15 protein-coding genes are annotated in these 25,236 nt (G+C 66.0%); 8 read left to right on the top strand and 7 right to left on the bottom strand.

Annotated elements, in window-relative coordinates; all coding sequences use genetic code 11:
* The first annotated feature begins 17 nt into the window (after positions 1 to 17).
* Positions 18 to 1,253: a glycosyltransferase gene (locus KHU32_RS23490; protein WP_213672063.1), complete on the top strand. Its 1,236-nt coding sequence runs from the start codon at positions 18 to 20 to the stop codon at positions 1,251 to 1,253.
* 5 nt (positions 1,254 to 1,258) lie between these two features.
* Here the strand turns inward: KHU32_RS23490 and KHU32_RS20725 are convergent, their stop codons facing one another.
* Positions 1,259 to 2,599, bottom strand: a complete 1,341-nt coding sequence (locus KHU32_RS20725) for a glycosyltransferase (RefSeq protein ID WP_213672062.1) — start codon at positions 2,597 to 2,599, stop codon at positions 1,259 to 1,261.
* Entirely contained in the window at positions 2,578 to 3,462 is an 885-nt protein-coding gene (locus KHU32_RS20720) for an FkbM family methyltransferase (protein ID WP_213672061.1), read from the bottom strand. The genes KHU32_RS20725 and KHU32_RS20720 overlap by 22 nt, the downstream gene beginning before the upstream one ends.
* Positions 3,463 to 3,548: 86 nt before the next feature.
* On the opposite strand from KHU32_RS20720, the gene KHU32_RS20715 reads away from it, so the two are divergent.
* A complete protein-coding gene (locus tag KHU32_RS20715) occupies positions 3,549 to 4,598 on the top strand; it encodes a hypothetical protein (RefSeq protein WP_213672060.1) in 1,050 nt (349 codons plus the stop codon).
* Here the strand turns inward: KHU32_RS20715 and KHU32_RS20710 are convergent.
* Entirely contained in the window at positions 4,583 to 5,308 is a 726-nt protein-coding gene (locus KHU32_RS20710; protein ID WP_249681443.1) for an ABC transporter ATP-binding protein, read from the bottom strand. The two genes, KHU32_RS20715 and KHU32_RS20710, sit on opposite strands and share 16 nt — an antisense overlap.
* Complete coding sequence (locus KHU32_RS20705) at positions 5,295 to 6,512, bottom strand: hypothetical protein (RefSeq protein WP_213672059.1); 1,218 nt, start codon at positions 6,510 to 6,512, stop codon at positions 5,295 to 5,297. The genes KHU32_RS20710 and KHU32_RS20705 overlap by 14 nt, the downstream gene beginning before the upstream one ends.
* Positions 6,513 to 7,201: 689 nt before the next feature.
* On the opposite strand from KHU32_RS20705, the gene glgX reads away from it, so the two are divergent.
* Genes glgX through treY form a run of 3 tightly spaced genes read left to right on the top strand, consistent with a single transcriptional unit; the run spans position 7,202 to position 13,466 of the window.
* A complete protein-coding gene (gene glgX / locus KHU32_RS20700) occupies positions 7,202 to 9,265 on the top strand; it encodes a glycogen debranching protein GlgX (RefSeq protein WP_347265581.1) in 2,064 nt (687 codons plus the stop codon).
* On the top strand, positions 9,262 to 11,007 hold the full coding sequence (gene treZ, locus KHU32_RS20695) for a malto-oligosyltrehalose trehalohydrolase (RefSeq protein WP_213672058.1): 1,746 nt from the start codon (positions 9,262 to 9,264) through the stop codon (positions 11,005 to 11,007). The genes glgX and treZ overlap by 4 nt, the downstream gene beginning before the upstream one ends.
* The gene (gene treY, locus KHU32_RS20690) at positions 11,004 to 13,466 is read left to right on the top strand and encodes a malto-oligosyltrehalose synthase (RefSeq protein ID WP_213672057.1); all 2,463 of its coding nucleotides are present in this window, start codon (positions 11,004 to 11,006) and stop codon (positions 13,464 to 13,466) included. Before treZ ends, treY begins: the two co-directional genes overlap by 4 nt.
* 39 nt (positions 13,467 to 13,505) lie before the next feature.
* On the opposite strand, the gene glgB is transcribed toward treY, so the two are convergent.
* The 3 genes from glgB to KHU32_RS20675 are packed head-to-tail and all read right to left on the bottom strand — an operon-like array spanning position 13,506 to position 22,094.
* Positions 13,506 to 15,671: a 1,4-alpha-glucan branching protein GlgB gene (gene glgB, locus KHU32_RS20685; RefSeq protein ID WP_213672056.1), complete on the bottom strand. Its 2,166-nt coding sequence runs from the start codon at positions 15,669 to 15,671 to the stop codon at positions 13,506 to 13,508.
* Complete coding sequence (gene treS / locus KHU32_RS20680) at positions 15,664 to 18,972, bottom strand: maltose alpha-D-glucosyltransferase (protein ID WP_213672055.1); 3,309 nt, start codon at positions 18,970 to 18,972, stop codon at positions 15,664 to 15,666. Before treS ends, glgB begins: the two co-directional genes overlap by 8 nt.
* A 2-nt stretch (positions 18,973 to 18,974) precedes the next feature.
* A complete protein-coding gene (locus KHU32_RS20675) occupies positions 18,975 to 22,094 on the bottom strand; it encodes a maltotransferase domain-containing protein (protein WP_347265580.1) in 3,120 nt (1,039 codons plus the stop codon).
* 357 nt (positions 22,095 to 22,451) lie between these two features.
* Here KHU32_RS20675 and KHU32_RS20670 point away from each other — a divergent pair, with 357 nt between their 5' ends.
* Genes KHU32_RS20670 through KHU32_RS20660 form a run of 3 tightly spaced genes read left to right on the top strand, consistent with a single transcriptional unit; the run spans position 22,452 to position 25,235 of the window.
* Complete coding sequence (locus KHU32_RS20670) at positions 22,452 to 23,765, top strand: ABC transporter substrate-binding protein (RefSeq protein ID WP_213672054.1); 1,314 nt, start codon at positions 22,452 to 22,454, stop codon at positions 23,763 to 23,765.
* Entirely contained in the window at positions 23,765 to 24,502 is a 738-nt protein-coding gene (locus tag KHU32_RS20665) for an ABC transporter ATP-binding protein (protein WP_213672053.1), read from the top strand. Before KHU32_RS20670 ends, KHU32_RS20665 begins: the two co-directional genes overlap by 1 nt.
* A 13-nt stretch (positions 24,503 to 24,515) precedes the next feature.
* The gene (locus KHU32_RS20660; RefSeq protein WP_213672052.1) at positions 24,516 to 25,235 is read left to right on the top strand and encodes an ABC transporter ATP-binding protein; all 720 of its coding nucleotides are present in this window, start codon (positions 24,516 to 24,518) and stop codon (positions 25,233 to 25,235) included.
* The last annotated feature ends 1 nt before the right edge of the window (position 25,236 follow it).

Here is a 25,236-nt window from a genome sequence, read left to right as displayed (position 1 = left end):
CTGGTGGAATCGATCGGGTGGAACTCGCGCTGGCCGAGGTGTTGCTGGCATCCGGGGGCGACGTCCGCTTCGTCTTCACCGACGGCGGGCGGCTTCGGCAATTTGACAGCGTCGCGGCTAAAGCACTTTTGAAAGAGGCCGCTCGACGATGGCGGGGGGATGCGAGGGATACCGCGGTACGTCGGGTGCTCGCCTATCTCTCCGGCAGTGAAGTTTTCCCTCCCATGTGCGCGACATGGCGAGATGGTCGATTGGGCGTCGGTGAACTCGCCGAGTGGGGCCTCGCGATGCTGCGCTTCGGCCGTTGGCGGGCATTACGCCTGTCTCCAGAAGCCCGCGCGGCCGCCACCTATGTGAACGTGTCACATCGCAATCTGGATGACGGGCGATTGTATCCGGCTTTGCGTGGCTTCGGACGGCGCATTGCTTATCTGCACGACGATATCCCCCTGCGGGCTCCGGAGCTTTCCCTTCCCTCCTTGACGAGGGCGTTCGGGAAGATGTTCCGGTATGTGGCCGCGGAGCGCTTCGAGGTGCTGACGAACTCGCGATTTTCGGCTGACTGCTTGTGTGCGACGGCAGTCGGAATGGGCCTTGGGCCAATGCGCCCTCGGGTTATTTTGCCGCCGTTGAGTTCGCCCTTCCTGTCACCGCCGCCTGCTCTGGCCACGGCGCGACGGTTCTTCGTGACCACCGGCTTGTTCACCCGCCGCAAGAATGCCGCCGTGCTGGGCGCGGCGGCATCGATCGCGGCCCGGCTACCCTGTGTGACGCCCTTCGACATCGTCTTTGTCGGCGCGCCAGGCCGGGATGCGGCCTCGTCGCTGGCAGCTCTTCCGGGGGCGGCGGAAAAGGTGCGGCTGCTACGGGCGGAAGGGTTGAGCGATCAGGCCTATTGGCGGCTATTGGGCGCCAGTAGCGGGCTGCTCGCGCCGTCGCTCGACGAGGGATACGACTATCCGGTGCAGGAAGCGCTGGTTGCGGGCGTACGAGTTCTGGCTTCCGACATCCCGGCCCATCGGGAATTCGTTCCAGCCCGCGAAAACTTGCTGCCATGTGACGACCCGGAGGCTTGGGCGAAGGCCATGGTGAAGGCGGCGCGAGATGCTCCCGGAATTTTGCCCGGCAGGAGACGGAGTTCCGAGTATCGGACAGCGGCGCGGTCGAGCATCACGGAACTCGCTGGATACGTCACATCCCCTCTACCACCGGAGGCCGATTGGAACACTGTTTCCCTCGGAGAGCCCCGCTGAGGTCGTCAAGCGACGCGGCGGTACAGTTCGTCGAGCCGTTCGCGGTAGGAATGCTCGCTGAACTTCTGCGCCTGTATCCGCCCCAGCTGTGAAAGATGTCGTCGGAGATCGGCGTCGTTGTCCATCACGCGGATCGCGGAGGAAATCGAGGATGCGTCGCGTGGATCGACCAGGAGCGCAGCCTCGCCGGCAACCTCCTCTAGCGAACTGGTTTTGGATGTGATTACCGGCGTACCCAGCATCATGGCTTCCAGGACAGGCAATCCGAAGCCCTCGTAGAGCGAAGGAAAAACCACCGCGCGCGCTCCCTGAATCAAATAAAGGAGCAGGTTCCGCGGTAGGTACTTGATGTGCCGGACACGGTGGCGGCGGCGGATCTCCGTGCCGAGAATATGGAAAGATTCGAAGGACGGATCGCGCAGCCGCTCCATTTCGGCATCGGCCATCCAGGCTTCGGAACCCACAATAACCAGCGGGCTTTCGGCACCCGAGCTGACATAGGCGTTGATCAGCTTAAGGACATTCTTCTTCGGTTCGATGGCGCCAAAAAAAAGAAAATATTCCTGATATTCCAAATCGAAAATACGCCGTACTACCTCAGCGACATGATCGGCTTCGCGTGCGAGCACGTCTGCCGGCATTGCCACCGCCTGATAGGTGTTCGTCACGCGCTCTGGCGGAACGTCGAGCAGTTCCATGATGTCACGTCGGGAGTGCTCGGAGACCGTGACGATATGGTCGGCGCGCGCCGTGACATGTTTCAGAAGTCGATAAGTGTATCGCTTATTGTCGCGCGTCGTTCCCGGCAAACGAAGGGGAATGAGGTCGTGAATGGTGTAGATGTTCGCTGCCCCGTGGATCCGGATTGGCAAGTGATAGGTGCTGTGAAACACGCTCGGTGCGTTGGGCAGGCGCACGTTCAAATCGCGGCCAAGCATGGAGAAGCGGGCCTCAGCTCGCTCTACCAAGCGGTGTGCTAGGAGGAGTTCTATGTTGTCGGGGAGCAAGGCTTCGCCGCTGCCGGACGCGACGCCTCGCAACTTGAGTGGCTCCGGCCGGAATGATCCGAAGGACCCCAGGAAATCGCTAAGGTTCCTTGCCCAGCGCATCCCCGGTCGAATATCGGGCGCCGGTAGCGCCTCATGAAACTTGACTTCGTTCAAGTCCGGCCATTTACGGCTCGTGCGAAATTGCACGGGCGCCAGCACCCCTACCTCCGCGCCGAGGGCGCCAAGCGATAGGGCCAGGGTGCGCGCATATGTGGCAATGCCCGTGCCTCGCGGCATGAGGAGATTGTAGCCGTCAAGGACGACGCGCTTGCCCTTCATGGTGCGGGCGATGCGCAATTCTCAGGTGCTCGGAAAAGTATATTGGTGAGGTGTCCCCTTGGGATGGCCAGCACGGCCTCCAGGTCCGGCAATGGGTGCGGCCCATCGGGCTCAAGAACCATGGCCGTCATCCCGCGTCCGAACAAGGCTTTTATGTAGGAGGGTAGGCTACCGATCTCCTCCGAATCGCGGCGGAACTCGAGAAGAGCGCCCTTCAGAGCAGGATTGTGAAGCACCGCGCCGGCGCCGGCCATCACGGCGTCCTCGAAGCCTTCGACGTCCACTTTGAGAAAGTCGATCGCAATGTCGGGAGGCAGAAATTCGTCCAATCGCCGTACCGGCACAGCAGTTGTGACCAGGCCCTTCGCCTCAGCGAAGCTGTCTAAGAAGGCGCCACCCTGAAACGCAGGGTCCACATGCAGGAAGAGTTGCTCTTCCTTGTCGCCGAGGGCGATTGCCTGGACCTCTACCCGCGAGGAAAATCCATTGACCGCCACGCTCTGCCGCAACAGCGTGGCGACGCCAGGATTAGGTTCGAAAGCGTAGACGCGGCCTCGTGCGCCGACGCGATCCGCCATCAACAACGTGTAGTACCCAAAGGAGGCGCCGACGTCGCAAACGGTCATGCCATCTTTGATCGCATCCAAGACGTGGTGGTCGATCCACGGTTCCCACCGACCTTCCCAGAGAAGGTGTGCGGCAATACCCACGTCGCGCGTGTCGACGAAGATCTTATGCCCGCTGAACAGGCTTGTGAGAGCTCGGAAGCCGCCAAGATAGATCTGTTGCCGAGGTCGCGCGAGAGCGGCTGGGGCCTCGGGCTTCGGTGCATCGTCAATTTCCGGAGCGGCATCCGACTTTGCCTGCCTTACGAAAAACATTCACCCTCCGCATGAGAACTAGCCCGCGAGCGTCGAAAATGCACAATCGACCCTCGGTATTAAACTTCCGCGCCCGGAGAATAGCCTTGCCCGAACGGTACGCCATCCTCGCAGTGCCAGGATTCTTCCACGGCTGGATCGTCGATGCACTTCGGTCAATACTTTTGTCTTCTGGGTTGAAGATTGATCATCGGTTCATCACGGAAAATGACGCGCATCATTGCTTCGCAATATCGAGCGACGTGAGTGAAAAGGAAATACAGATTGTCGTACTGAACTTCGCTTCCACGACCCTGATAGCAGACATCCTGTCAGGTGCCGTGCCCTGTTTGATGGTGGATGAGGCGCTTCCCCACGCAGCGGCTGCACTCGAGGCGAATGGCACATGTCAATTCGAAGCAGGAATGCGCGCGATCACCAATGTGAAGGCCATGTACCGGGAGTTGATAGGGCGGCTTCCTGAAGGCGCGGAGACATGTCGATATTTGCCGGTGCGGAGTAAGATGGATGTTTTGGAAGGATTGAAGGAATTATTGACCGCGGCTGAGGTGCATTTTATGCCGGATCTGCAGCATCAAGCCGGTCCTGTGATCTCTTCCTTCCAACGTTTTGCCGCTGAGACTGCCAATCTCGTCTCGGAAAGAATTCCAGGCCATTCAAATTTGATCGAGGGTGACTGGCTGTCACTTGATGATTTTAAGGTGTCTCTCGATAGACGATTCTTCGTGCTGGGCGATTCACCTACAGAGCCGGTTGATGGTTTTATCGACGTCACCGGGCCGGCTCGCATTCTGGTAGGAGGGCCGTACGTCTTTATGCCGCGCGGGCTTGTGCAATGCGTGCTCTCCTTTTCAGTGAGCGAAGAATTATACGGCGAAGATTTTCGGATCAATGTTTACAGTTCGAAAGACCAACTTGCTTCCCTGACATTCAGGGTGGATGGCAGAAGGCCTGTTCAAGTTCGTTTCGCGATCGAGAATCCGTGCCACCGCACGCCATTGGACGTGCATTTGTTGAATTTCAGGGGGGCGATTGAGGGTATTTTATATTTCGAGGGAATTACTTTTTCGGGAGAAGCACCTTGGAGAAGAGGGAATCGATCAGCAAAGCTGAAGGATTTTCAAAGGGTGGCATAAATGCGGGTTGCAAACTTCACGTCTTCAAACACGCGGCCGCGCCCGTTCTTGAGAACCAATGCAAGATTGCAGAATTCGGTTACGAATGGCGCTGAATGAACCGCCATAATCATCGTCTTATTTGCCCTCTTTTCGAAGAGTTCAATATGACATTTGCGTTGAAATCGAGCATCGCCGACCATCAATACTTCATCTATCAGCATGCAGTCAAAATCGATGGCTAAAGATAGGGCGAAAGCCAGGCGCATTTGCATGCCGCTCGAATAAAATCTGGTTTGTATATTTAAATGCGAGCCAAGTTCCGTAAAATCTTCGACAAAATCTATGATTTCATCGTAATTTTGATTATACAATTTTGAAATAAACCGAACGTTGTCGTATCCTGTCAGCATTCCCTCGAACTGACTTCCGAGGGCCAACGGCCAGGACATTGTCATGGTGCGGATAACCTCACCGCTGGTGGGCTTTAAGCAGCCCGACAAAATCTGAATGAGCGTTGATTTGCCGGCACCGTTACGCCCCAGGATGGCTAGGCGATCTCGAGGGCCTACCGAAAAACTGATCCGGTCAAGGACTGGGCGGGCGCCGATATCCGTACGGAAAATCTTGCTCAGTTCGATCGCTTCAATACGAGGCTGCGGATGCTTGCTGCCAGTGCTCAGGAGGGCCCCCGGAGTGGGCATGATCAACCCCTTTTCAATCTCCGGCATGAGTTTTCGCATCGCGTATCATTTGCCGCGCCACAAATATCACGATGAAATTGCCCACGAAGACGGCGAGCAACCAAAATATCATCCTCGGGTATCGCGGAACATCGGGGCGCTGTGGGCGGACGATCTGCTCCAGGAACAACTTCTGCTGCTCGGCCTCTCGGCGAGCCACCTCTGCGACAGTGAGTGCGGACTGGAAACTTCGCTCCGCAAACTCACGGTTCAGTACCAGGCGCTCATACTCACCGAGATGATCGGCCAGGCCGGCCGTTGCGCCCGCCATCGTTTCACGCTCGTCCCTGATCTGCGCGCGCAGGGCTGTCATCCGGGCAGTTAGCGGCGCGGCCTGAGGACTGCGCGGCGCGGTTTCTCGCAATTCGCCCAGTTGTGCGCTGACCTGTGCCAATTCGAGCGATAGCCGCGCAACAGTATCGGCATAGCTTTGCGCAAGCCGAACGGGATCCACCATTCGATTCTCGGCGCGCCAGTGTGTCAGCGCCTGCTGCGCGGTTCCGGTATCGGCGCGTGTGCGTTCGACTTCACCCCTCGCGGCTTCCACGGCTGAGGTCGAAGGACGGAGATTCAGCCGATTGACCAATGCCTCCGTGCCGTCAGCGAGAGCCTGCGCAATTTGTTCGGCGTCCTGCGCGGCAAACGCCCGCACTCGGAGCGTCAGGATGCCACTGCTGGCATCGACGTCGGCGTCAACGAAGCGAAGGTATCGCCCGAATAAAGCCTCCGGCCCTTCTGGCAGAAAGGGCGGCGGATACGCGTAGAGCGGATCGAGCGCCGGGGGCGTCAGCATGGCTTGAATGGGCAGCCTTGCCTCGAGCGTTGCCAAGGCATCCCGGGACAGGATAAAATTACGGGCGACGGAACTCACATCATGAGATCGACCGCCTACGCCAAGTGAGATGCCGCCGCTTGCGCGCGGAAAAGCTGTTTGGCCGGCCGTCCGGATGACGAGTTGTGTTTCTGTCTCGTAGCGATCAGCGGCAAAACCAAACAGATAGATCGCCGTGAGGAACGTCGGCAAAAAGGCTGCGATCCAACGTGCTGAGGCGTACGAAGCTCGGGGCTTGTCGGCTATCTCGAACCCGGGAGGGAAAGGGGCACGGGCCGCGTAGGAGCCATCCTCGAGGTGATCGAAGTCAATGACTTGAACTTCATTTTCTCCTCGGCGCTCCCTCCAGCTTGTCGCCATTCCAAATCCTCAGAAACAAATAATGATGCGCTAAGCGGAAAATTATTACGCGTTTCTATTTCTGGTTTCAAGATTGTGATCGCCGGAACGTTGATTGGCTTCCCGAAGTGGAAAACGGTCCAGGTGCGGTCGTTGTCGCTACTAAGAGCCAATCCGCGGAGGAAGTGACGAGGCTGAAGCGTCTCATGTTTCGCGGTTCTCGCAACCGATTGGCGGGAGGCATTTGGATGGGGCGGATAGCGCGACATCGATGCACCGCAGATCGATGAGATCTGCGAGGTTCGGCTGACCTCCACAATTTGGAATGGGCGCTCGTGGGGCAGCGGGACGCACACCAAGGATGCGCTGGGGATGTTGAACGTGTGTGTTGCAAGTGTTCCCGACTGATTTCCAACGGCCCGGCGTTTCCGAACGATCCCAATGAGCAGGTGTAGAACTACTTCTCGCGCTGGGAGTGGGAGGGATCTATCAGGAATCTAGTGCGGCGCGCCGCATGCGCGGGGCAAAGTCCCCTGAAACTCCCGTCACGACAAAGGGTTCTATTCACTGCCCTGGAACGGGCCGTTGGAGGCCATCATGTCGGACGAACACACTTTTCTTCAGCCCCGTACCCGGGATGCATCTCCCCCCGAGACCGCGCCACCGGCCCGCCCGGCACCTAGCGTAAAATCCGCCGGATTCAACAACAAGTGAGGCGCGTTGAGGCCGGCGCGCCCTATCCCTTCGGGGCGACCGTCACGCAGCGCGGCACCAACTTCGCCCTGTTCTCCGACAATGCGGAAGGCGTGGAACTCTGCCTCTTCGACGGCGCGGGCGGCACGGAGCAGGAGCGTGTGGCCGTCACGGAATGCACGGATGGCGTCTGGCATTGCCACCTTCCCGGTATTGGCCGCGGGCAGGTCTATGGCTGGCGCGTGCACGGCCCCTGGGCGCCGGAAGCCGGCCATCGCTTCAACCCAGCGAAGCTCCTGCTGGACCCCTATGCGCGCAAGCTCGTGGGCGAGATCAAATGGGATGACGCGCTGCACGGCTACCCCGTGGGCGGGGGCGATGATGCCGACCTCTCCATGGATGAGCGCGACAGCGCGCCCTTCATGCCCAAGGCGCGCGTTGTCACCACCCTGCCGCTGACCGCCACCACCGCCCCGCGGAACTTCTGGCCGCGCACCGTCATCTATGAGGGCCATGTGCGCGGGCTGACTATGCGCCACCCGCTGATCCCCGACGATATGCGAGGCACCTTCGCCGCCCTGGGCTCGCAGCCGATGGTCGAGCACCTGCAACGCCTTGGCGTCACCGCGCTGGAGCTGCTGCCGGTTCACGCCTTCACGCAGGACCGCAACCTCGTCGAGAAGGGCCTCGCCAACTACTGGGGCTACAACACGCTGAACTTCTTCGCGCCTGAGCCGCGCTATCTCGGCAATGGTGGGCTCGAGGAGATCGCGGCGGCGGTGGACTGCCTGCACCAGGCGGGCATCGAGGTCATCCTCGACGTGGTCTACAACCACACCTGCGAAGGCAATCACCTCGGTCCGACCCTCTCGTGGCGCGGCATCGACAATGCCAGCTACTACCACCTCATGCCGGGGGAGCCGCGCTTCTACGACAATCTCACCGGCACCGGGAATGCGCTGAACACCAGCCATCCGCGCGTGATGCAGATGGTGATGGACAGCCTGCGCCTCTGGGCCACGGTCTATGGCGTGGACGGCTTCCGCTTCGACCTCGCCACCACGCTCGGCCGCCGTCCGGAGGGCTTCGATCCCGGCCATCCGCTGTTCCTCGCCATGAGGCAGGACCCTGTGCTCGGTCGTTGCAAGCTCATCATGGAGCCCTGGGACGTGGGGCCGGGCGGCTACCAGCTGGGCAACTTCCCGGCCGGCTTCTCCGAGTGGAATGGCGACTACCGCGACGTCGTGCGCGACTTCTGGGTGGGGTCGGACGGGCTTCTGCCCTCCTTCGCCTCGCGCTTCGCCGCCTCCTCGGATCTCTTCGGCGAGGGGCGGCGGCGGCCCTGGTCCAGCGTGAACTTCATCACCGCGCATGACGGTTTCACGCTGCAGGACCTCGTCTCCTACGACCACAAGCACAACGAGGCGAATGGCGAGGACAACCGCGACGGCCACGACGACAACAAGAGCTGGAACTTCGGTGTCGAGGGCGAGACGGACGACCCGGAGATCCTGGAGGCCCGTGCCCGGCAGAAGCGCAATCTGCTGGCGACGCTCTTCCTCTCGCAGGGCGTGCCCATGCTGCTGGCCGGCGACGAGATGGGTAATTCCCAGGGCGGCAACAACAACACCTATTGCCAGGACAACGAGATCGGCTGGGTGGATTGGGACCGTCAGGATGAGGCGCTGACGGAATTCGTCGCGCGGCTGGCGGAGCTCCGCAAGAAGCGCAGCGCACTGTCGCGGCCGGCCTTCCTGACCGGCGTGCGCAACGAGCGCGGCGTGCCTGATGTCGCCTGGTTCGCCGTGAACGGCGCGCGCATGACGGAGGAGGAGTGGAACAAGCCGCACGCCAAGTGCCTGGTGGTGCGCCTTGCCCCGGCCAGACAGGGCGATGTCAGCCTGCTCATCATGCTCAACGCCGCGCAGCACGGCGTGGACTTCACCATTCCACCCGGCGGTTCCGGGAAGTGGGAGGCGGTGCTCGACACGGCCGCGCAGCTCGAGGGCGAGCGGCGCGACATGGGCGAAACGGTGATCGCGGAGGGGCGATCGCTGATCGTCTGGGAAGCCCGGGCGTGACGGCGCGCTTCGGCCCGCTTCTGCAACCCGAAGGGACGCTCTTCCGGCTCTGGGCTCCCGATGCGGAGGGCGTGTCGCTCGTCCTGCCAGACGGCGAACCGATGGCGATGGCCGAAGCGCGGGACGGCTTCTTCGAGTTGCTGATACCGGGCGCGCGGGCCGGGCAGCGCTATCGCTTCCTCGTCGGCGGCCAGCCGGTTCCCGACCCCGCCTCCCGGCTGCAGAAGGGCGACGTCTCCGGCTGGAGCGTGGTGCGGGGCGGACTGCCGCCGATGCGCCAGGCCGCCCCGCCCCGCCCCTGGCACGAGGTGGTGCTGGCCGAGCTGCATGTCGGTACGGCGACGGCCGAAGGCAGCTTCGAGGCGCTGATCGCGAAGCTCGACCACTTCGTGGCCTGCGGCATCACCGCCATCGAGCTCATGCCCGTGGCGGATTTTCCCGGCCGCCGGAACTGGGGCTACGACGGCGTCCTGCCCTTCGCGCCGGAGGAGGCCTATGGCTCCCCCGCCGCGCTGCGCGTGCTGGTCGACGAGGCGCATGCGCGCGGCCTCGGGGTGATGCTGGACGTGGTCTATAATCACTTCGGACCAGAGGGGAATTTTCTCGAGCTCTACGCGAGGCGGTTCTTCACGGAGGCCCATCGCACGCCCTGGGGCGCGGCGATCGACCTGGAGCAGCCACTGGTGCGGCGCTTCTTCGTCGAGAACGCGCTGATGTGGCTCACCGAATACGACTTCGACGGGCTGCGCTTCGATGCCGTCCATGCCTTCGCGCCGCCCGGCGGCGATCTGCTTCTCGCGGAGATCGCCGAGGCCTGCCGTGCCGTGAAGCCCGAGGCCTGGCTGGTGCTGGAGAACGACCACAATGCCGCGCGCTGGCTGGAGCGCGATGCGTCGGGCCGCCCGCGCTTCTACACGGCGCAGTGGAACGACGACGCGCATCATGCCCTGCATGTCACCGCGACGGGCGAGGACTCCGGCTACTATGCCGACTATGCGGAAGACGCCCTCGCCGCGTTGGGCCGCACCCTGGCCGAGGGCTTCTTCCACCAGGGCGATGCCTCGGCCCATCGAGGCGGCCAGCTTCGCGGCGAGGTCTCGGCGCATCTGCCGCCGGACGCCTTCGTCGATTTCGCGCAGAACCACGACCAGATCGGCAACCGGCCTCATGGCGACCGGCTGGTGGGCAGCCTCGCCCCCGAGCGGCTGGCCTTCCTGCGCTTCCTGCTGCTGATGAACCCCGCCGTGCCCCTGATCTTCCAGGGCGAGGAGGCCGGGCTCGACACGCCATTCCCCTTCTTCTGCGATTTCTCCGGCGATCTCGCGGAGGCGGTGCGCAAGGGCAGGGCGGAGGAGTTCTCCCACTTCTTCGCGAAGGCCAGCGATCTGCCGGATCCCCTGGATCGCGGGGCGATGGAGCTGGCGAAGCTGCCCTGGGACCGCATGACGCCGGAGGCCCTGGCGCCCTTCCAGGCGCTCACGGCGCAACGCCGGAAGATGGTCTGGCCGCTGCTGGCCTCCGGTTACCGCGACGCCGAGCTGCGGCGGGAGGTCTCCGTGCTGCTCTGGCGCTGGCGCTTCGAGGCCGGGGTGCTCTGCCTTCTGGCCAATCCCGGCACCGTCCCCTCCGAAATGGCGATCCAGCCGCGGCAGGATGGGGCCAGCATCGGCGAGGTCGTCTTTGACGGGACGCATACGCGCCTCGGCCCCTGGTCGGCCTGCGCCTGGGTCGAGCGGGCATGACCCGCCCGGATTGGCGAGCGACCTATCGCCTGCAGTTCCACGCCGGATTCACCTTCGACGATGCCCTCGCCATCCTCCCCTATCTGGAGCGGCTCGGGATAAGCCACCTCTACGCCTCGCCGCTCTTCGCCTCGCGGCCGGGTTCGACCCATGGCTACGATGTGGTCGATCCCACGCGGATCAATCCGGAGCTCGGCGGCGAGGAAGGGTTCCATCGCCTCAGCGACGGGCTGCGCGCCGCCGGCATGGGCCTGCTACTCGATATCGTGCCCAACCACATGGCCGCCGACCGCGCCAATCCCTGGTGGATGGGCGCCCTGGCCGGTGGGCGCGAGGGGCCGGCCGCCGCCATCTTCGACATCGACTGGGAGCGCCATCCGCAGGTGCTGCTGCCCGTGCTGGGCGACACGCTGGTGGAGACGCTGGCCCAGGGCTCCATCGCGCTCGAACTGGACGGGGAGGGATGGCTCGTCGCCAGCGCCTATGGCGAGCAGGCCTGGCCGCTGCGCCGTGAGGATGCGGCGCAGCTTCTGGCGGCCGCGGGCCTCGCCGATCAGGGGCGCCTCTGGCTGTCGGACCGCACGCCCGATCTCGCCGGTGCCCGCGCCGCGCTGCGGAGCCTGACGCCGTCGCAGGCGACGGTCCTGAACGCCGTGCTGAAGGCCGAGGACCTGCCCGCCTTGCTGGAACGCCAGCACTGGCGCCCGGTGCATTGGCGCTCCGGGCGCGACGCGCTCTCCTCCCGCCGTTTCTTCAACGTCAATGAGCTGGTGGGCGTGCGCGTCGAGCGCGAGGAGGTCTTTCTCCTCACGCACCGCCTGGCGCTCGACCTCGTGCGCGAGGGCCGCGTGGACGGGCTGCGCATCGACCATATCGACGGCCTCGCCGATCCCGCGCGCTATGCGCAGCGCCTGCGCGAGGCGGTCGGGCCGGAAGTGCCGATCCTGATCGAGAAGATCCTCGGCCATGGCGAGGAGATCCGACCGGAATGGCCCGTGGACGGCACCACCGGCTACGAGCGGCTGAATGTCCTGAACCGGACATTCGTCTCGGCCGAGGGCTATCGCCGGCTGGCCGAGCATCTGGATGGCCAGGGATGGGTGACGGGGGAGCCGGCGGCGCGCCTGCACGCGGCCAAGCGCCAGATGCTGGAGGAAAGCTTCGCGCCCGAGCTGGAGCAGATCGCCGACCTCGCGCAGTCCCTCGCGACCCCGGATGCCGCGATCGAATTCGCGCTGCCCACCCTGCGCGTTGCGCTCTCCTCGCTGCTGGTGAACTGCCCCGTCTATCGCAGCTACCTGACCGGTTCCGGGCCCGATGCGGCGGACCTGGCGCTGTGGGAGGGCATGCTCGCCGCCGTCGAGGTCGAGGGCGATCCCTGGACGGGCGCCGCCGCGCGCTGGTTGGCGGAGATCATCCTCTCCGGCGAGGGCCCGGTGGCCGCGGAGCTGCGCCGGCGCTTCCAGCAGCTCAGCGGACCGCTGATGGCCAAGGGCCTGGAGGACACGGAGTTCTACCGCGCGGTGGCCCTGACCTCGGTCAACGAGGTGGGCGGGGAACTGGAGGAGGCGGGCGGCGACATTGCCGGCTTCCACGCCTGGGCCGCGACGCGCGCCGCGAGGGAGCCACGCGATCTGACGCCGCTGGCCACGCACGACACCAAGCGTGGGCCGGAGGTGCGGGCACGGCTGAATCTTCTCTCGCTGGAGCCGGAGGCCTGGATCGCTGCCGCCACGCGCTGGATGGAAATGAACGCGCCGTTGCGCCCGGCCGATGGGCCCGATCCGGCCGACGAATGGCTGATTTACCAGACGATGCTCGGCGCCTGGCCGATCGACGCGGAGCGGCTGCGCGAATACCTCACTAAGGCCATGCGCGAGGCCAAGCGCCACACGCGCTGGGAGAACCCGCAGGAGGCCTACGAGAAGGCCTGCCTGGATTTCGCGACGGCCCTGCTGGAAGCCCCTGAAGCCAGGGCCTTCCGCGATGAGTTGACCGCCTATGTCGACCGCCTGGCCGTGCCCGGGCGGATCAACGGCCTGTCCCAGACCATCCTGCAGCTCACGCTGCCGGGCGTGCCGGACCTCTACCAGGGCACGGAGTGGTGGGATTTCTCGCTCGTCGATCCGGACAACCGCCGGCCGGTGGATTATGCGGCGCGGGCGAAAGCTCTTGGGGGCGATGTCCCGCCTCTGGCGGGGGATACGCTCGGCATCGCGAAGCAGCAGGCGACGCATCGATTGCTGACGCTGCGTCGCGCGCGGCCGGAATTATTCGAAGGCTATGAGGCGCTGGAGATCGGGGAGGGGGTTCTCGGCTTCACGCGCGGCGGCGGGCGCCTCGCCGTGATCGTCCCGACGCGCGCGCTGCGCGATCTCACCCCGCCTTCGCCGCCGCCCGGCACCTGGACGGATCTGCTGCCGGAAATCTCAATCCCGCGGGTTCTGGTCAGATCCTGAAGCCCGCCCGGCGTGACCGCCGGGCGGCAATTTGCTCGCTCAATGCGTCGAGGGCGTCAGGACCAGCGTGCCCAGCGCCGGCAGCGTCAGCGAGAGCGACGCCTCCAGCCCGTGCGACGCCTCGTCCCAGGCAAAGACGCGCCCGCCATTGCCGGTGTTCGAGCCGCCATAGATGCCCGCATCGGAGTTGAAGACCTCCTGCCAGTCGCCGCCCTGGGGAACGCCGAGGCGATAGCCCTGCCGCGTGACCGGCGTGAAGTTGCAGACGACCAGCGCGGGCGCGGCGCCGCCCGGCCCGAAACGTAGCCAGGCGAAGACGCTGGCCTCGGTATCGTCCAGCACCACCCAGCGAAAGCCGGCGGGGTCGCAATCCAGCGCGTGCAGCGCGGGCATCCCGGCGTAGAGCTCGTTCAGGTCCCGCACCAGGCGCTGCATGCCGGCATGGCGCGGCTCGTCCAGCAGGTGCCAGTCCAGCGAGCGATCGTGATTCCATTCGCGCGGCTGGGCGAATTCGCAGCCCATGAAGAGCAGCTTCTTGCCCGGATGCATCCACATGAAGCTGAGATAGGCGCGAAGGTTCGCATAACGCTGCCATTCGTCGCCCGGCATCTTCGCCGGCAGCGCGCCCTTCCCGTGCACGACCTCGTCATGCGAGATCGGCAGCATGAACTTCTCCGAGAAGGCATAGACCAGGCCGAAGGTCATCAGCCCGTGGTCGTAGCGCCGGTAGATCGGGTCGCGCTCCATGTAGCGGAGCGTGTCGTTCATCCAGCCCATGTTCCACTTGAAGTCGAAGCCGAGCCCGCCGTCCTGCGCCTTGCGGGTGACGCCGGGGAAGGAGGTGGATTCCTCGGCGATGAGCAGCTTGCCCGGGCAGCGCTCGGCGATGATCTCGGACAGCTCCTTGAGGAAGGAGATGGATTCCAGGTTCTCCCGGCCGCCGTAGATGTTGGGCACCCATTCGCCCTGCTTGCGGCTGTAGTCGCGGTAGAGCATCGAGGCCACGGCATCCACGCGCAGCGCATCCACGCCGTAATGCTCGAGCCAGTGCAGCGCGCTGCCGATCAGGAAGTTCCGCACCTCCTGGCGGCCGAGATTGTAGATCAGCGTGTTCCAGTCCTGGTGGAAGCCCTCGCGCGGGTCCGCGTGCTCATAGAGCGCGGTGCCGTCGAACTGCGCGAGCCCGTGCACGTCGGTCGGGAAATGCGCGGGCACCCAGTCCAGGATCACGCCGATGCCGGCCTCGTGGCAGCGCTCCACCAGGCGGGAAAAATGCTCCGGCGCGCCGAAGGGCGCGTGCGTCGCGAATTGCCCGAGCGGCTGGTAGCCCCAGGAGCCGCCGAAGGGATGCGCCATGATCGGCAGGAATTCGAGATGGGTGAATCCCATCCCCTTCACATAGGGGATCAGCTTGTCGCCGAGCTCCTCCCAGTCGAGCGGCGCATTGCCGTCGCCGCGCGCCCAGGAGCCGGGATGTACCTCGTAGACCGAGATGGGCTTGAGCGCCGGATCGCCCGAGGCCTTCAGCGGGCGTGGCGGCACGAGGCGTCCGGTATCGGCGACGATCGAACCGGTGGCGGGCGGAGGCTCCGCCTGCCAGGCGATGGGATCGGCCTTCATCGGCAGCAGCTGGCCCTGCGGGCCAAGCAGCTCGTATTTGTAGACAGTGCCCGGCAGCAGGCGCGGGATGAACAGTTCCCACACGCCGGCCTCATGGCGCAGCCGCATCGGGTGGCGTCTTCCGTCCCAACTGTCGAAATCGCCAACGACCGAGACGCGGCGGGCATTGGGCGCCCAGACCGCGAAGCGCACGCCGGCGATGCCGTCCACCACCATCGGATGCGCGCCGAGGCAGCGGCCGATATCCTGGTGCCGGCCCTCGCGCAGCAGATGCAGGTCCAGCTCGCCGAGGAGCGGGGCGAAGCTGTAGGGGTCCTCGGTCTCCTGGATGGTGCCGTTCCAGTCGATGCGCAGGCGATAGGGGCCGGGCTCGATCCCGCCGGTGAAGAGCCCGGCGGGATGGATCCGCGTCATCGGCACGGCATTCCTGCCCGATAGCAGCGTGACGGCGCTGGCCCCCGGCAGGAAGGCCCGCACGATGGGGCCGGCCTCGGTCATGTGCGGACCAAGGATCGCGAAGGGATCGCCATGGCGGCCGTCGATGAGGGACCAGATGGCTTCCGGGTGAAGATGGGGCTCAGCCATGCGCCGCCTCCTGATCGAGGACGCGGGTGGCGAGCTCCTCGAGGCCACGCAGGGGAATGTGCAGCCAGCCCGGGCGGTTGGCGGCCTCGTAGCAGACCTCGTAGGCCGCCTTTTCCAGCAGGAAGAGGTCGAGCAGCGCGGTTTCGGCCTCCGCCGTGACCCAGGGCCGGGGCGCCTGGGCCTGGGCCTCGCGATAGGCGGCGAGGAAGCTGTCGCTGGCGCTCTGCCGGAAATGCTCCAGCAGCGCGGCGGCGTGGTCGGGCGGCAGGCCCTGCACGCCCTGGCGCTCGGCGCCCGCCGCGGCGGCGGCATAGTCGAAGGAGCGCAGCAGCCCGGCCGCGTCCCGCATGGGCGAGGATTTGGCGCGGCGCTGTTCCAGCGACTTCGCGGGCTCGCCCTCGAAGTCGATGATGCAGGCGTCGCCCTGGACCACCAGCACCTGGCCTAGGTGGAAATCGCCATGCACGCGCGTCTTGAGCGTGCCCTTCGCTGCTTCCGCCAGACGATCGGCGGCGCGCAGCAGCTCCTTGCGGCGCGACACGAGGCTCTCGGCCTGCGCCTGATGCGCCTCGGAGTTCCAGCTCTTCACGCCGGTGAGGGCGTTCAGCGCGGCTTCGATCTGCGCGCCGGCGGCCTTGCCCCAGGCCTTCGCGTCCTGGGTCGTGACGGGCTCGGGCTGGAAGGCCGGGTCGTCGCTGTCCTGCGCCAGCACCGCATGCATCTCGGCCAGGCGGCGCCCCAGCGCGGTGGCGAAGGCCAGGTAGTTGTCGAAGACGCCGTCCTGCGCCTCGGACGGCGGATCGGCGACCGCCATGGTGTCGATGACGCGGCTGAGGAATTCCGTGGTCCAGCCCCAGCCGTCGCCCTGGTTGCGCACGAAGCCCTGCAGGACGACCAGCGTGCGCGGCACGCCATCCGGCGTCACGCGCACCACCTCGCCCAGCAGCGGCGCCGTCTGGGCGAAGCCGCGCTCGGTCAGGTGGCGCGTCATCTCGGTCTCGGGGCTGATCCCCTCGGTGACGCGGCGCACCAGCTTCAGCACCGCCTGGTCGCCGATGATGAGCGAGGAGTTCGACTGCTCGGCGGAGAGCCGGCGGATTTCCGCATCGGCCGGAATCTCCACGCCGTCGAAGGCCGAGGTCGGCAGGAAGCGGATCTCGCCCTGGGCCAGCGGCATCACCGCATGCTCCCGCAATCCGCGCAGCACGGAGCTCGGCAGGGCATCCAGCGCGAAGGCATCGGTCAGGACGCCGACGCGCCGGCCGCGGCGGATGCGCGCCAAGGCGAGCTGCTGCGGCAGGGGGGAGGTGGTCTCGTCCTCCCAGGCGACGCCCAGGGGCAGGAGGTAGCGGCCGAGGCCGCTGGCATCGGCCGCCTCCACCTCGGCCAGCAGGACCTCGGCGCCGTCGCGGCCGGTGATGGCCTCCACGAAGGCCAGCCGCGTCTGCGTCACTTCCGCGCCCTTGCCGGCGAACCAGCGGCGGCGCGACAGGTAGGGCGGCAGGATGTCGGTCTCGATGGTCTTCAGCGGCGCGGGCGCCAGCACTTCCGACAGGCTCTTGCGCAGCACGAGCGTCGAGAGCTCGGACATCGGCTCGGGCGTTGGCGTGTGCCAGTTGGGCATGGCGGCCTCTGTCGCCAGGAGGAACCAGTAGAAGCCATAGGGCGGCAGGGTCAGCAGGTAGTTCAACTGGCCGATCGGCGGGAAGGAGGAGCCGCCGACGAGCTCCACCGGCACGCGCCCGGTGAAGTTGGTGAGATCCAGCTCCACGGCCTGCGCGGTGCGAGACAGGTTGCAGACGCAGAGGATGGTCTCGCCCTCGTATTCGCGCAGATAGGCCAGGATCTTGCGGTTGCCGGGATAGAGGTAGCCGAAGCTGCCGCGCCCGAAGGAGCGGTGGCGCTTGCGCACCGCCAGCATGCGTCGCGTCCAGTTCAGCAGCGAATGCTGGTCGGCCGACTGCGCCTCCACGTTCACGGCCTCGTAGCCATAGACCGGGTCCATGATGGCGGGCAGCACGAGGCTCGCGGGGTTCACGCGGCTGAAGCCGCCATTGCGGTCCGGCGACCATTGCATCGGCGTGCGCACGCCGTCGCGATCGCCGAGATGGATGTTGTCGCCCATGCCGATCTCGTCGCCGTAATACATGACGGGCGTGCCGGGCATGGAGAGGAGCAGCGAGTTCATCAGCTCGATGCGGCGGCGGTCATGCTCCAGCAGCGGCGCCAGGCGGCGGCGGATGCCGAGGTTGATGCGGGCCCGCTTGTCGGAGGCATAGGTCTCCCACAGGTAGTCGCGCTCGCGGTCGGTCACCATCTCGAGCGTCAGCTCGTCATGGTTGCGGAGGAAGATCGCCCATTGGCAGTTGTCCGGAATGGCCGGGGTCTGCCGCAGGATGTCGGTGATGGGGAAGCGGTCTTCCTGCGCCATCGCCATGTACATGCGCGGCATCAGGGGGAAGTGGAACGACATGTGGCATTCGTCGCCCTCGCCGAAATAGAGCTGCGTGTCCTCGGGCCATTGGTTGGCCTCGGCGAGCAGCATGCGGCCGGGCGCGACGCGATCCAGCTCCGCGCGGATCTTCTTCAGCACGACATGCGTCTCGGGCAGGTTCTCGTTGTTCGTGCCGTCGCGCTCGATCAGGTAGGGGATGGCGTCCAGCCGCAACCCGTCCACGCCGGCATCCAGCCAGAAGCGCATGACGGAAAGGACCTCCTTCAGCACCTGCGGATTGTCGAAGTTCAGGTCGGGCTGGTGGCTGTAGAAGCGGTGCCAGAAATAGGCGCCCGCGACCGGATCCCAGGTCCAGTTGGACTTCTCGGTGTCGAGGAAGATGATCCGCGTGCCGTCGTACTTCTTGTCGTCGTCGGACCAGACGTAGAAGTCGCGATGGACCGAGCCTTTCTTCGCGAGGCGCGCCCGCTGGAACCAGGGATGCTGGTCCGAGGTGTGGTTGATGACGAGCTCGGTGATCACGCGGATGCCGCGCTCATGTGCTGCCGCGATCAGCCGGCGGATATCGGCCATGGTGCCGTATTCCGGATGCACGGTCTTGTACTCGGCGATGTCGTAGCCGTCGTCGCGCCGGGGCGAGGGGTAGAAGGGCAGCATCCAGATCGTGTCGACGCCGAGCTCGGCGATGTAGTCGAGCTTCTGCAGCAGGCCCGGAATGTCGCCGACGCCGTCATTGTTGGCGTCGAAGAAGGACTTGATGTGCAGCTGGTAGATGACCGCGTCCTTGTACCAGAGCGGATCCTGGCCAGGCGTCGGCATGGCGGTGTGTGTCGTCTTGCGCGGCATGATCAGACCTTGTCGGCGGCGCGAAGGCGCCAGATGGCGAAGGGCAGGGCTTGGGGGTCGAGGCGGAGATGGCGATGCGAGCCCTCCCATCGCTCCTCGCCACCCTGGACGAGGTTTTCCGCAAGCAGCGCCGCGCCCCAGCCGAGGCCCATCACGGCCTGCGGCAGCTCGATATGCGTCTCGAGCGGCTGGTGCGGATTCATCGACACCGCCACGAGCACGACGTTGGAAAGATCCGGCGTCGCCTTCACGAAAAGCAGCACGCCGTCATGCCCGGAGGCGAGGATGGTCGTGCCCAGATGCGTGTGCAGCGCCGGGTTCTGCTTCCGCAACGCGTTGAGCAGGGTGATCTCGGCCTTGATATTCCCCGGGCGGTCGTAGTCCCAGACGCGAATCTCGTACTTCTCGCTGTCGAGGTACTCTTCCTTGCCGGGCTTCTCGGGCCGCGCCTCGCAGAGCTCGAAGCCGTTATAGACGCCCCAGAGACCCGAGAGCGTGGCCGCCAGCGCCGCGCGGATCAGGTGTCCGGGCCGCCCCGACTGCTGCAGGAAGACCGGGTTGATGTCGGGCGTGTTGACGAAGAAATGCGGGCGGAAGAATTCCGAGACGGGGGACTGGTTCAGCTCCGTCATGTACTGGCCGAGTTCCCAGGCCTCGTTGCGCCAGGTGAAGTAGGTGTAGGACTGCGAGAAGCCGACCTTGGCCAGCCGGTACATCACCTTGGGCCGCGTGAAGGCCTCCGACAGGAAGACGCAATCGGGGTCCCGCGCGCGCACTCCCGCGATCATCCACTCCCAGAAGGGCAGGGGCTTGGTGTGCGGGTTGTCCACGCGGAAGAGCTTCACGCCCTCCTTCGCCCAGAAGAGCACGACGTCGCGCAGCGCCAGCCACAGGTCCGGCACGGCGCCCTTCGCGTAGAAGTCGACGTTGACGATGTCTTCGTACTTCTTCGGCGGGTTTTCCGCGTATCGGATGGAGCCGTCCGGCCGCCAGGCGAACCAGTCGGGATGCTGCTTCAGCCAGGGATGGTCGGGCGAGCATTGGATGGCGAAGTCGAGCGCGAGCTCCAGCCCTTCCTTCGACGCCGCGGCGACAAGCCGCCGGAAGTCCTCCAACGTGCCGAGCTCCGGATGCAGCGCGTCATGGCCGCCCGCTTCCGAGCCGATGGCATAGGGGCTGCCGGGATCTTCGGGGCCGGGCGTGAGGGTGTTGTTGCGGCCCTTGCGGTTCTTCTTCCCGATAGGATGGATCGGCGGGAAGTACAGCACGTCGAAGCCCATCTCGCGCACGCGCGGCAGCTGGGCGATGACGTCGTTCAGGGTGCCGTGGCGCTTCGCGTCGCCGCTCTGTGAACGGGGGAAGATCTCGTACCAGGCGGCAAAGCCGGCGGCGCGGCGCTCGACGTCGAGCTGCAGCAGCGGCTCCTGGACCACCTGGAAGGGGCGCTGGTCCGCCTTGGTCGTCAGCGAGACCACGCGGGGCATGCCGAAGAGTTCGACGGAGCCGGCCGCATCGGCGCGGGGCAGGGCCTTGAGCAGGGCATTGATCTCGGCGGCCTCGCCGCGCGGCAGATGGGATCTGGCGGCCTCCAGCAACGCCATGCCCTCGCGCCGCTCCAGCGCGATATCGACGCCGGCGGCCTGCTTCTTGGTGATCTCGTCCAGGAAGGCGGCGTAGAAATCCACCCAGGCGCAGACGGTGTAGAGGTGCCGCCCCACGCGATCCGGCACGAAGGTCGCCGTGTGGATGTCGTTGAGCGTGTGGCGCATCGGCACCTCGCGCCAGGTCTTCTCGTCCGAGGGGCGCCAGAGGAGGCGCACGGCCAGCTTGGTCGCGCCATCGGTGAAGACATCGGCGGTGACGGTCACGGGCTGGCCGACGGCGCGCTTCACCGGGAAGCGTCCCGCATCCACGCTGGGGCGGATGGCCTCCACGGCGATGCGCGGCGATTCCGCGAAGGCCTTCGCGCTGCGCGCGCCGGGGCCTGGCTTCAGGACGACCGGCTTCGTGTCCTGGACCGTGAGGGAAAGAACCTCGCCGGGCGCCAGGGTGATGCGGCCGATGGCATCCGTGCTGTCGGCGGGCAGGGCGCCGGGCCTGGGCAACATGCCCACCACCTGCGCGGCCGAAACGACGGCGGGACGGGAGAGGGACGGGTTGGCCAGGACCAGCCGGCCTTCCTCGGCCTGCAGGGCCACGGTCACAGGCGCCCTTGCACCGGAGAGCAGAAGCGGCGGCTCGGAGGCGCTCGTCTTGCGTCGCTTGCGCTCCGCATTTGCTTCCCGAACCGCTTCCTGAAGATCGAGGCGCGGGTTGCCGCGCAGCTCGGCGAAGGCCTCGGCCTGGCCGGCGCCATGGCCCATGCGCTGCAGGTCGCCGAATTCGAAGCCCATGGGGAGCAGCCAGGCGGTGCCGGTCAGGGCCGAGAAGCGGAGGGCCCGTTCCGCGGCGGTTCTCGCCAGGACGCGGCTGGAAAAGCCGGCCGCCAGTCGGCGTGCGAAGGGCGCCTCCGGCATGGTGAGCAGGGGCGCCACGCGGGAAAGCCGCGCCGCTTCTTCGCCCCACCAGGGCGATTCATAATCCCACCAGGGCAGGGAGGAGGCCGCGAGGTCGAAGCCGCACCCTTCGAGATCCGCCGCCTGTGCGGTGCCGCAGCCTTGGGTCCAGGCAATGAAGGCGGCCTGGGGATGCGCCTCTCGGACCTCCTTGATCAGCCTGCGCCAGAAGCCGCCGCCAGCGGAAGCATCGAGGCAGCGGAAGCCGGCCACGCCGGCCTGCATCCATTCGGCCAGCCGTTCCCGCCACCAGAGGCGGAGATCGTCCGGGGGCGGCGCGGGCAAGGCCGCGCCCTGCGCCATGGGGCGGCGTGGATCGGGTGGGAGGCCGGCCTGCGGGTCGTGCAACCGCCAGTCCGGATGACGGCGCAGGATGACGGCATCCGTATCGAGGCGATCGGTGGTGAGATCCAGCAGGACCGAAAGTCCGGCCTCTCGCGCGTCATGGGTGATGCGGCGCAGGCCTTCCAGCGCGTCGCCGCCGCCCAGGGCTGTGTGAAGACGACTATGATCCGCCGTCAGGAATACCGAATTGTCCCGTCCCGGCGCGAAAACCGGCGCGAGCACCACGCTCTCGAAACCGAGTGATGCGATCCGACCAAAATCCTCGGGCCACCGTACGAGCGGGCCAGCGAGGAGGTGATGGAAATAGTAGAGGGAGTGGGGTGGGACGGCGCCAGCCAATAATCGAGCATCCTTCCGGCGAACCGAGCATCGGTCCGGTCGGAGGGGTAACCACCTCAGCGCGTCATGGTTGCCGGCGGTCGTCCCGGGCGCCCTGTTCGCCTGGGCGCATGTCCGTAACGGAAGGCCGGTGGCCGCTGTCGCCGCATGTCGGGTTTTCCTTGACCGGCGCGCATCAACCCGCAACGCTCTCGCAACAGGAATGCAGCCGAAGAGCCGCATCATGCAGGGAGTGTGTCCATGTCCGTTTCTCGTCGCGGCCTGATCGCCGCCGGCGCCGGGTTGCCCTTTGCACCGCTTTCCCTCCCGGCGAGGGCCCAGCCCGCCTCGGGAGCTCCCATTCGCATCGGCGTGCTGTTCGACCTTTCCGGCCCCCTGGCCGCGGCGGGATCCCAGGCCTGCGCGGTGGGCGCGGAGATCGCCTTCGACCTGTTCAACGAAAGGGGAGGCGCGGGCGGCCGCCCGGCCCAGGTGGTGGCGGCAGACAGCCAGAGCCGTGCCGAGGTCGCGATCAACGAGGCCGAGCGCCTGATCAGCCAGGAAGGGCTGGACGTCGTGATGGGCGTCTTCAGCTCCGCCCATGCCATGCCCCTGGCCCAGCGCTTCGAGGCTCAGCGCAAGCTGCTCTGGATCACCACGGCGATCTCGACGGCCGTCATCAAGGGCCGCAACTTCACCCATGTCTTCCGGCCGACCGTGCATTCCGACCAGTATGGCGAGGCCTCGGTCCAGTTCCTGCTCGAGCACAGCGAGCGCGCCATGCGCATCGCGCCCAATAACCTCAGAGTCGCCATCATCCATGAGGACGGGCCCTACGGCACCGGCGTGGCGGCGGCGACCGATACGCTGGCGAAGGCGGCGGGCATGCGCGTCGTCCTGCACGAGGGCTACGCCGCCACCGCGCCCGACCTCTCGACGCTGGTGACGAAGCTGCGCCGCGAGCGGCCGGATGTGATCCTGCACACCGGCTACAACCCGGACATCACGCTCTTCCTGCGGCAGGCGAAGGCTGGCGGCCTGCGGACGCGGATGATCATCGGCCAGGGGGCGGGCTATTCCCAGATCGACCGCCTGACCGAGACCTTTGGCGCCGAGATGAACCATTTCTGCAACGTCGATCCCGCCGGCACGCAGATGCTCGAGCCGGAAAAGCTCACCCCCGAGGTGCGCGACCTCCGCCAGGTGCTGATGCAGCGCTACGAGGCCAAGACGCGCGCGCGCGACCTGCCGACCCACGCCTCCACCGGGTTCAACAGCGCCTGGACCTTCCTGGAGAACGTGCTGAAGCCCGCAGTGCGCGACGGCGGCGGCAGCATCGCCGCCATGATCCGCGCCACGCAGAGCGTGGACCTGCCCGTTGGCGGGACCATCCAGGGACACGGGCTGAAGTTCTACCCGCCGGGCCACGAGATGGCCGGGCAGAACGAGCGCAGCTCGACCGTCGTCATGCAGTACGAGAACGCGCGGGCGAAGGTGGTGTGGCCCACCGCCATCGCCAGCGGCCCGCCCGTGCTGCCCTTCCCCGCGAGCAGCCCCTTCGCGCTGAGGAGCTGATGCTTCTTCAGGTCTCGGGGCTGACGAAGAAATTCGGCGGCTTCACGGCGGTGGACAAGGTGAGCTTCAGCGTGGCCCGGGGGGAGATCCTGGGCCTGCTGGGCCCCAATGGCTCCGGCAAGTCCACCACCTTCAACTGCATCGCGGGAATGCTGCGTCCGACCTCGGGCAGCGTGAAGCTCGACGGCGAGGAGGTCGCGGGGCTGAACGCGGATGCGATCTGCCACAAGGGCCTCGGCCGCACCTTCCAGATTCCGCGGCCCTTTCGCGAGCTCTCGCTGGTCGAGAATGCGACGCTCGCGGCCTATTACGGCGCGAATGGCCGCATCACCCGCGCCGAGGCCGAGAGCCGGGCGCGCGATGCGCTGCAGCTCGCGCAGCTGCCCACGGAGGCCTCGGCGCGTGTCGGCGGCCTGGGGGCGGCCGGGCTGAAGAAGCTCGAGCTGGCGCGTGCCCTCGCCACGCAGCCCAAGCTGCTGCTCGCCGACGAAAGCCTGGGCGGGCTCGACGGCGGCGAGATGCGGCAGGCGGCCGATATGCTGAAGCACATTCGGGACGTGCGCGGCATCACCATCGTCTGGGTGGAGCACATCATGGGCGTGCTGCTTTCCGTCGTGGACCGGGTGGTGGTGCTCGACCACGGCGCCGTGATCTTCCAGGGCACGCCGCGCGAGGCGCAGCAGGATGAGCGTGTGGCCGAGGTCTATCTGGGTCCGCCGGAGACCCGCGCGGCATGAGGGTCACGCATTGATGGAAGAGCCAGCCCTCGTCCTGGAGGGAATCCGTGCCGGCTACGGCGATTTCCAGGCCCTGTTCGATGTCGGCCTGCGCGTCACCCCCGGCGAGGCGGTGGGCGTCGTCGGCCCCAACGGCGCCGGCAAGACCACACTGCTGCGCGTGATCTCCGGCATGATCCGCCCCACCCGTGGCACGGCACGCTTCGGCGAGGTCGATATCGCCGCCACGCCCGCCCACGAGCTGCCGGCCAGCGGCATCGCGCATGTGCCGGAGAACCGCCGCCTCTTTCCGCATCTGACGGTGGAGGAGAACCTGAAGGTCGGCGCCTTCATTCCCTCGGCGCGCAAGCGCTTCGCCGAGCGGTCGGAATACGTGTTCAACCTCTTCCCGAAGATGGCGCAGCGGCGGCATCAGCTGGCCGGCACCATGTCGGGCGGCGAGCAGCAGATGTGCGCGATCGGCCGCGCCCTGATGTCGAGCCCGCGCATCCTGCTGCTGGACGAGCCTTCGGCCGGCCTCGCGCCCATCGTCGTCGCGCAGGTCTTCGAGCTGGTGAAGCGCATCCGCGACGAGGGGCTGACGGTGCTCATCGTCGAGCAGAACGTCGCGCAGGTGCTGCGCGTGGTGGATCGCGCCTATGTGCTCGATGCCGGCCGCGTCGTGGCCGAGGGCGCTTCCGCCGATCTCGCCGCCGATCCCGCGATCCGCAACTCCTATCTCGGCGGGCACTGAC

It is taken from the genome of Roseococcus pinisoli (genome assembly GCF_018413645.1).
Classification (GTDB): Bacteria; Pseudomonadota; Alphaproteobacteria; order Acetobacterales; family Acetobacteraceae; genus Roseococcus; species Roseococcus pinisoli.
This window is presented reverse-complemented; position numbering and strand designations above follow the sequence as displayed.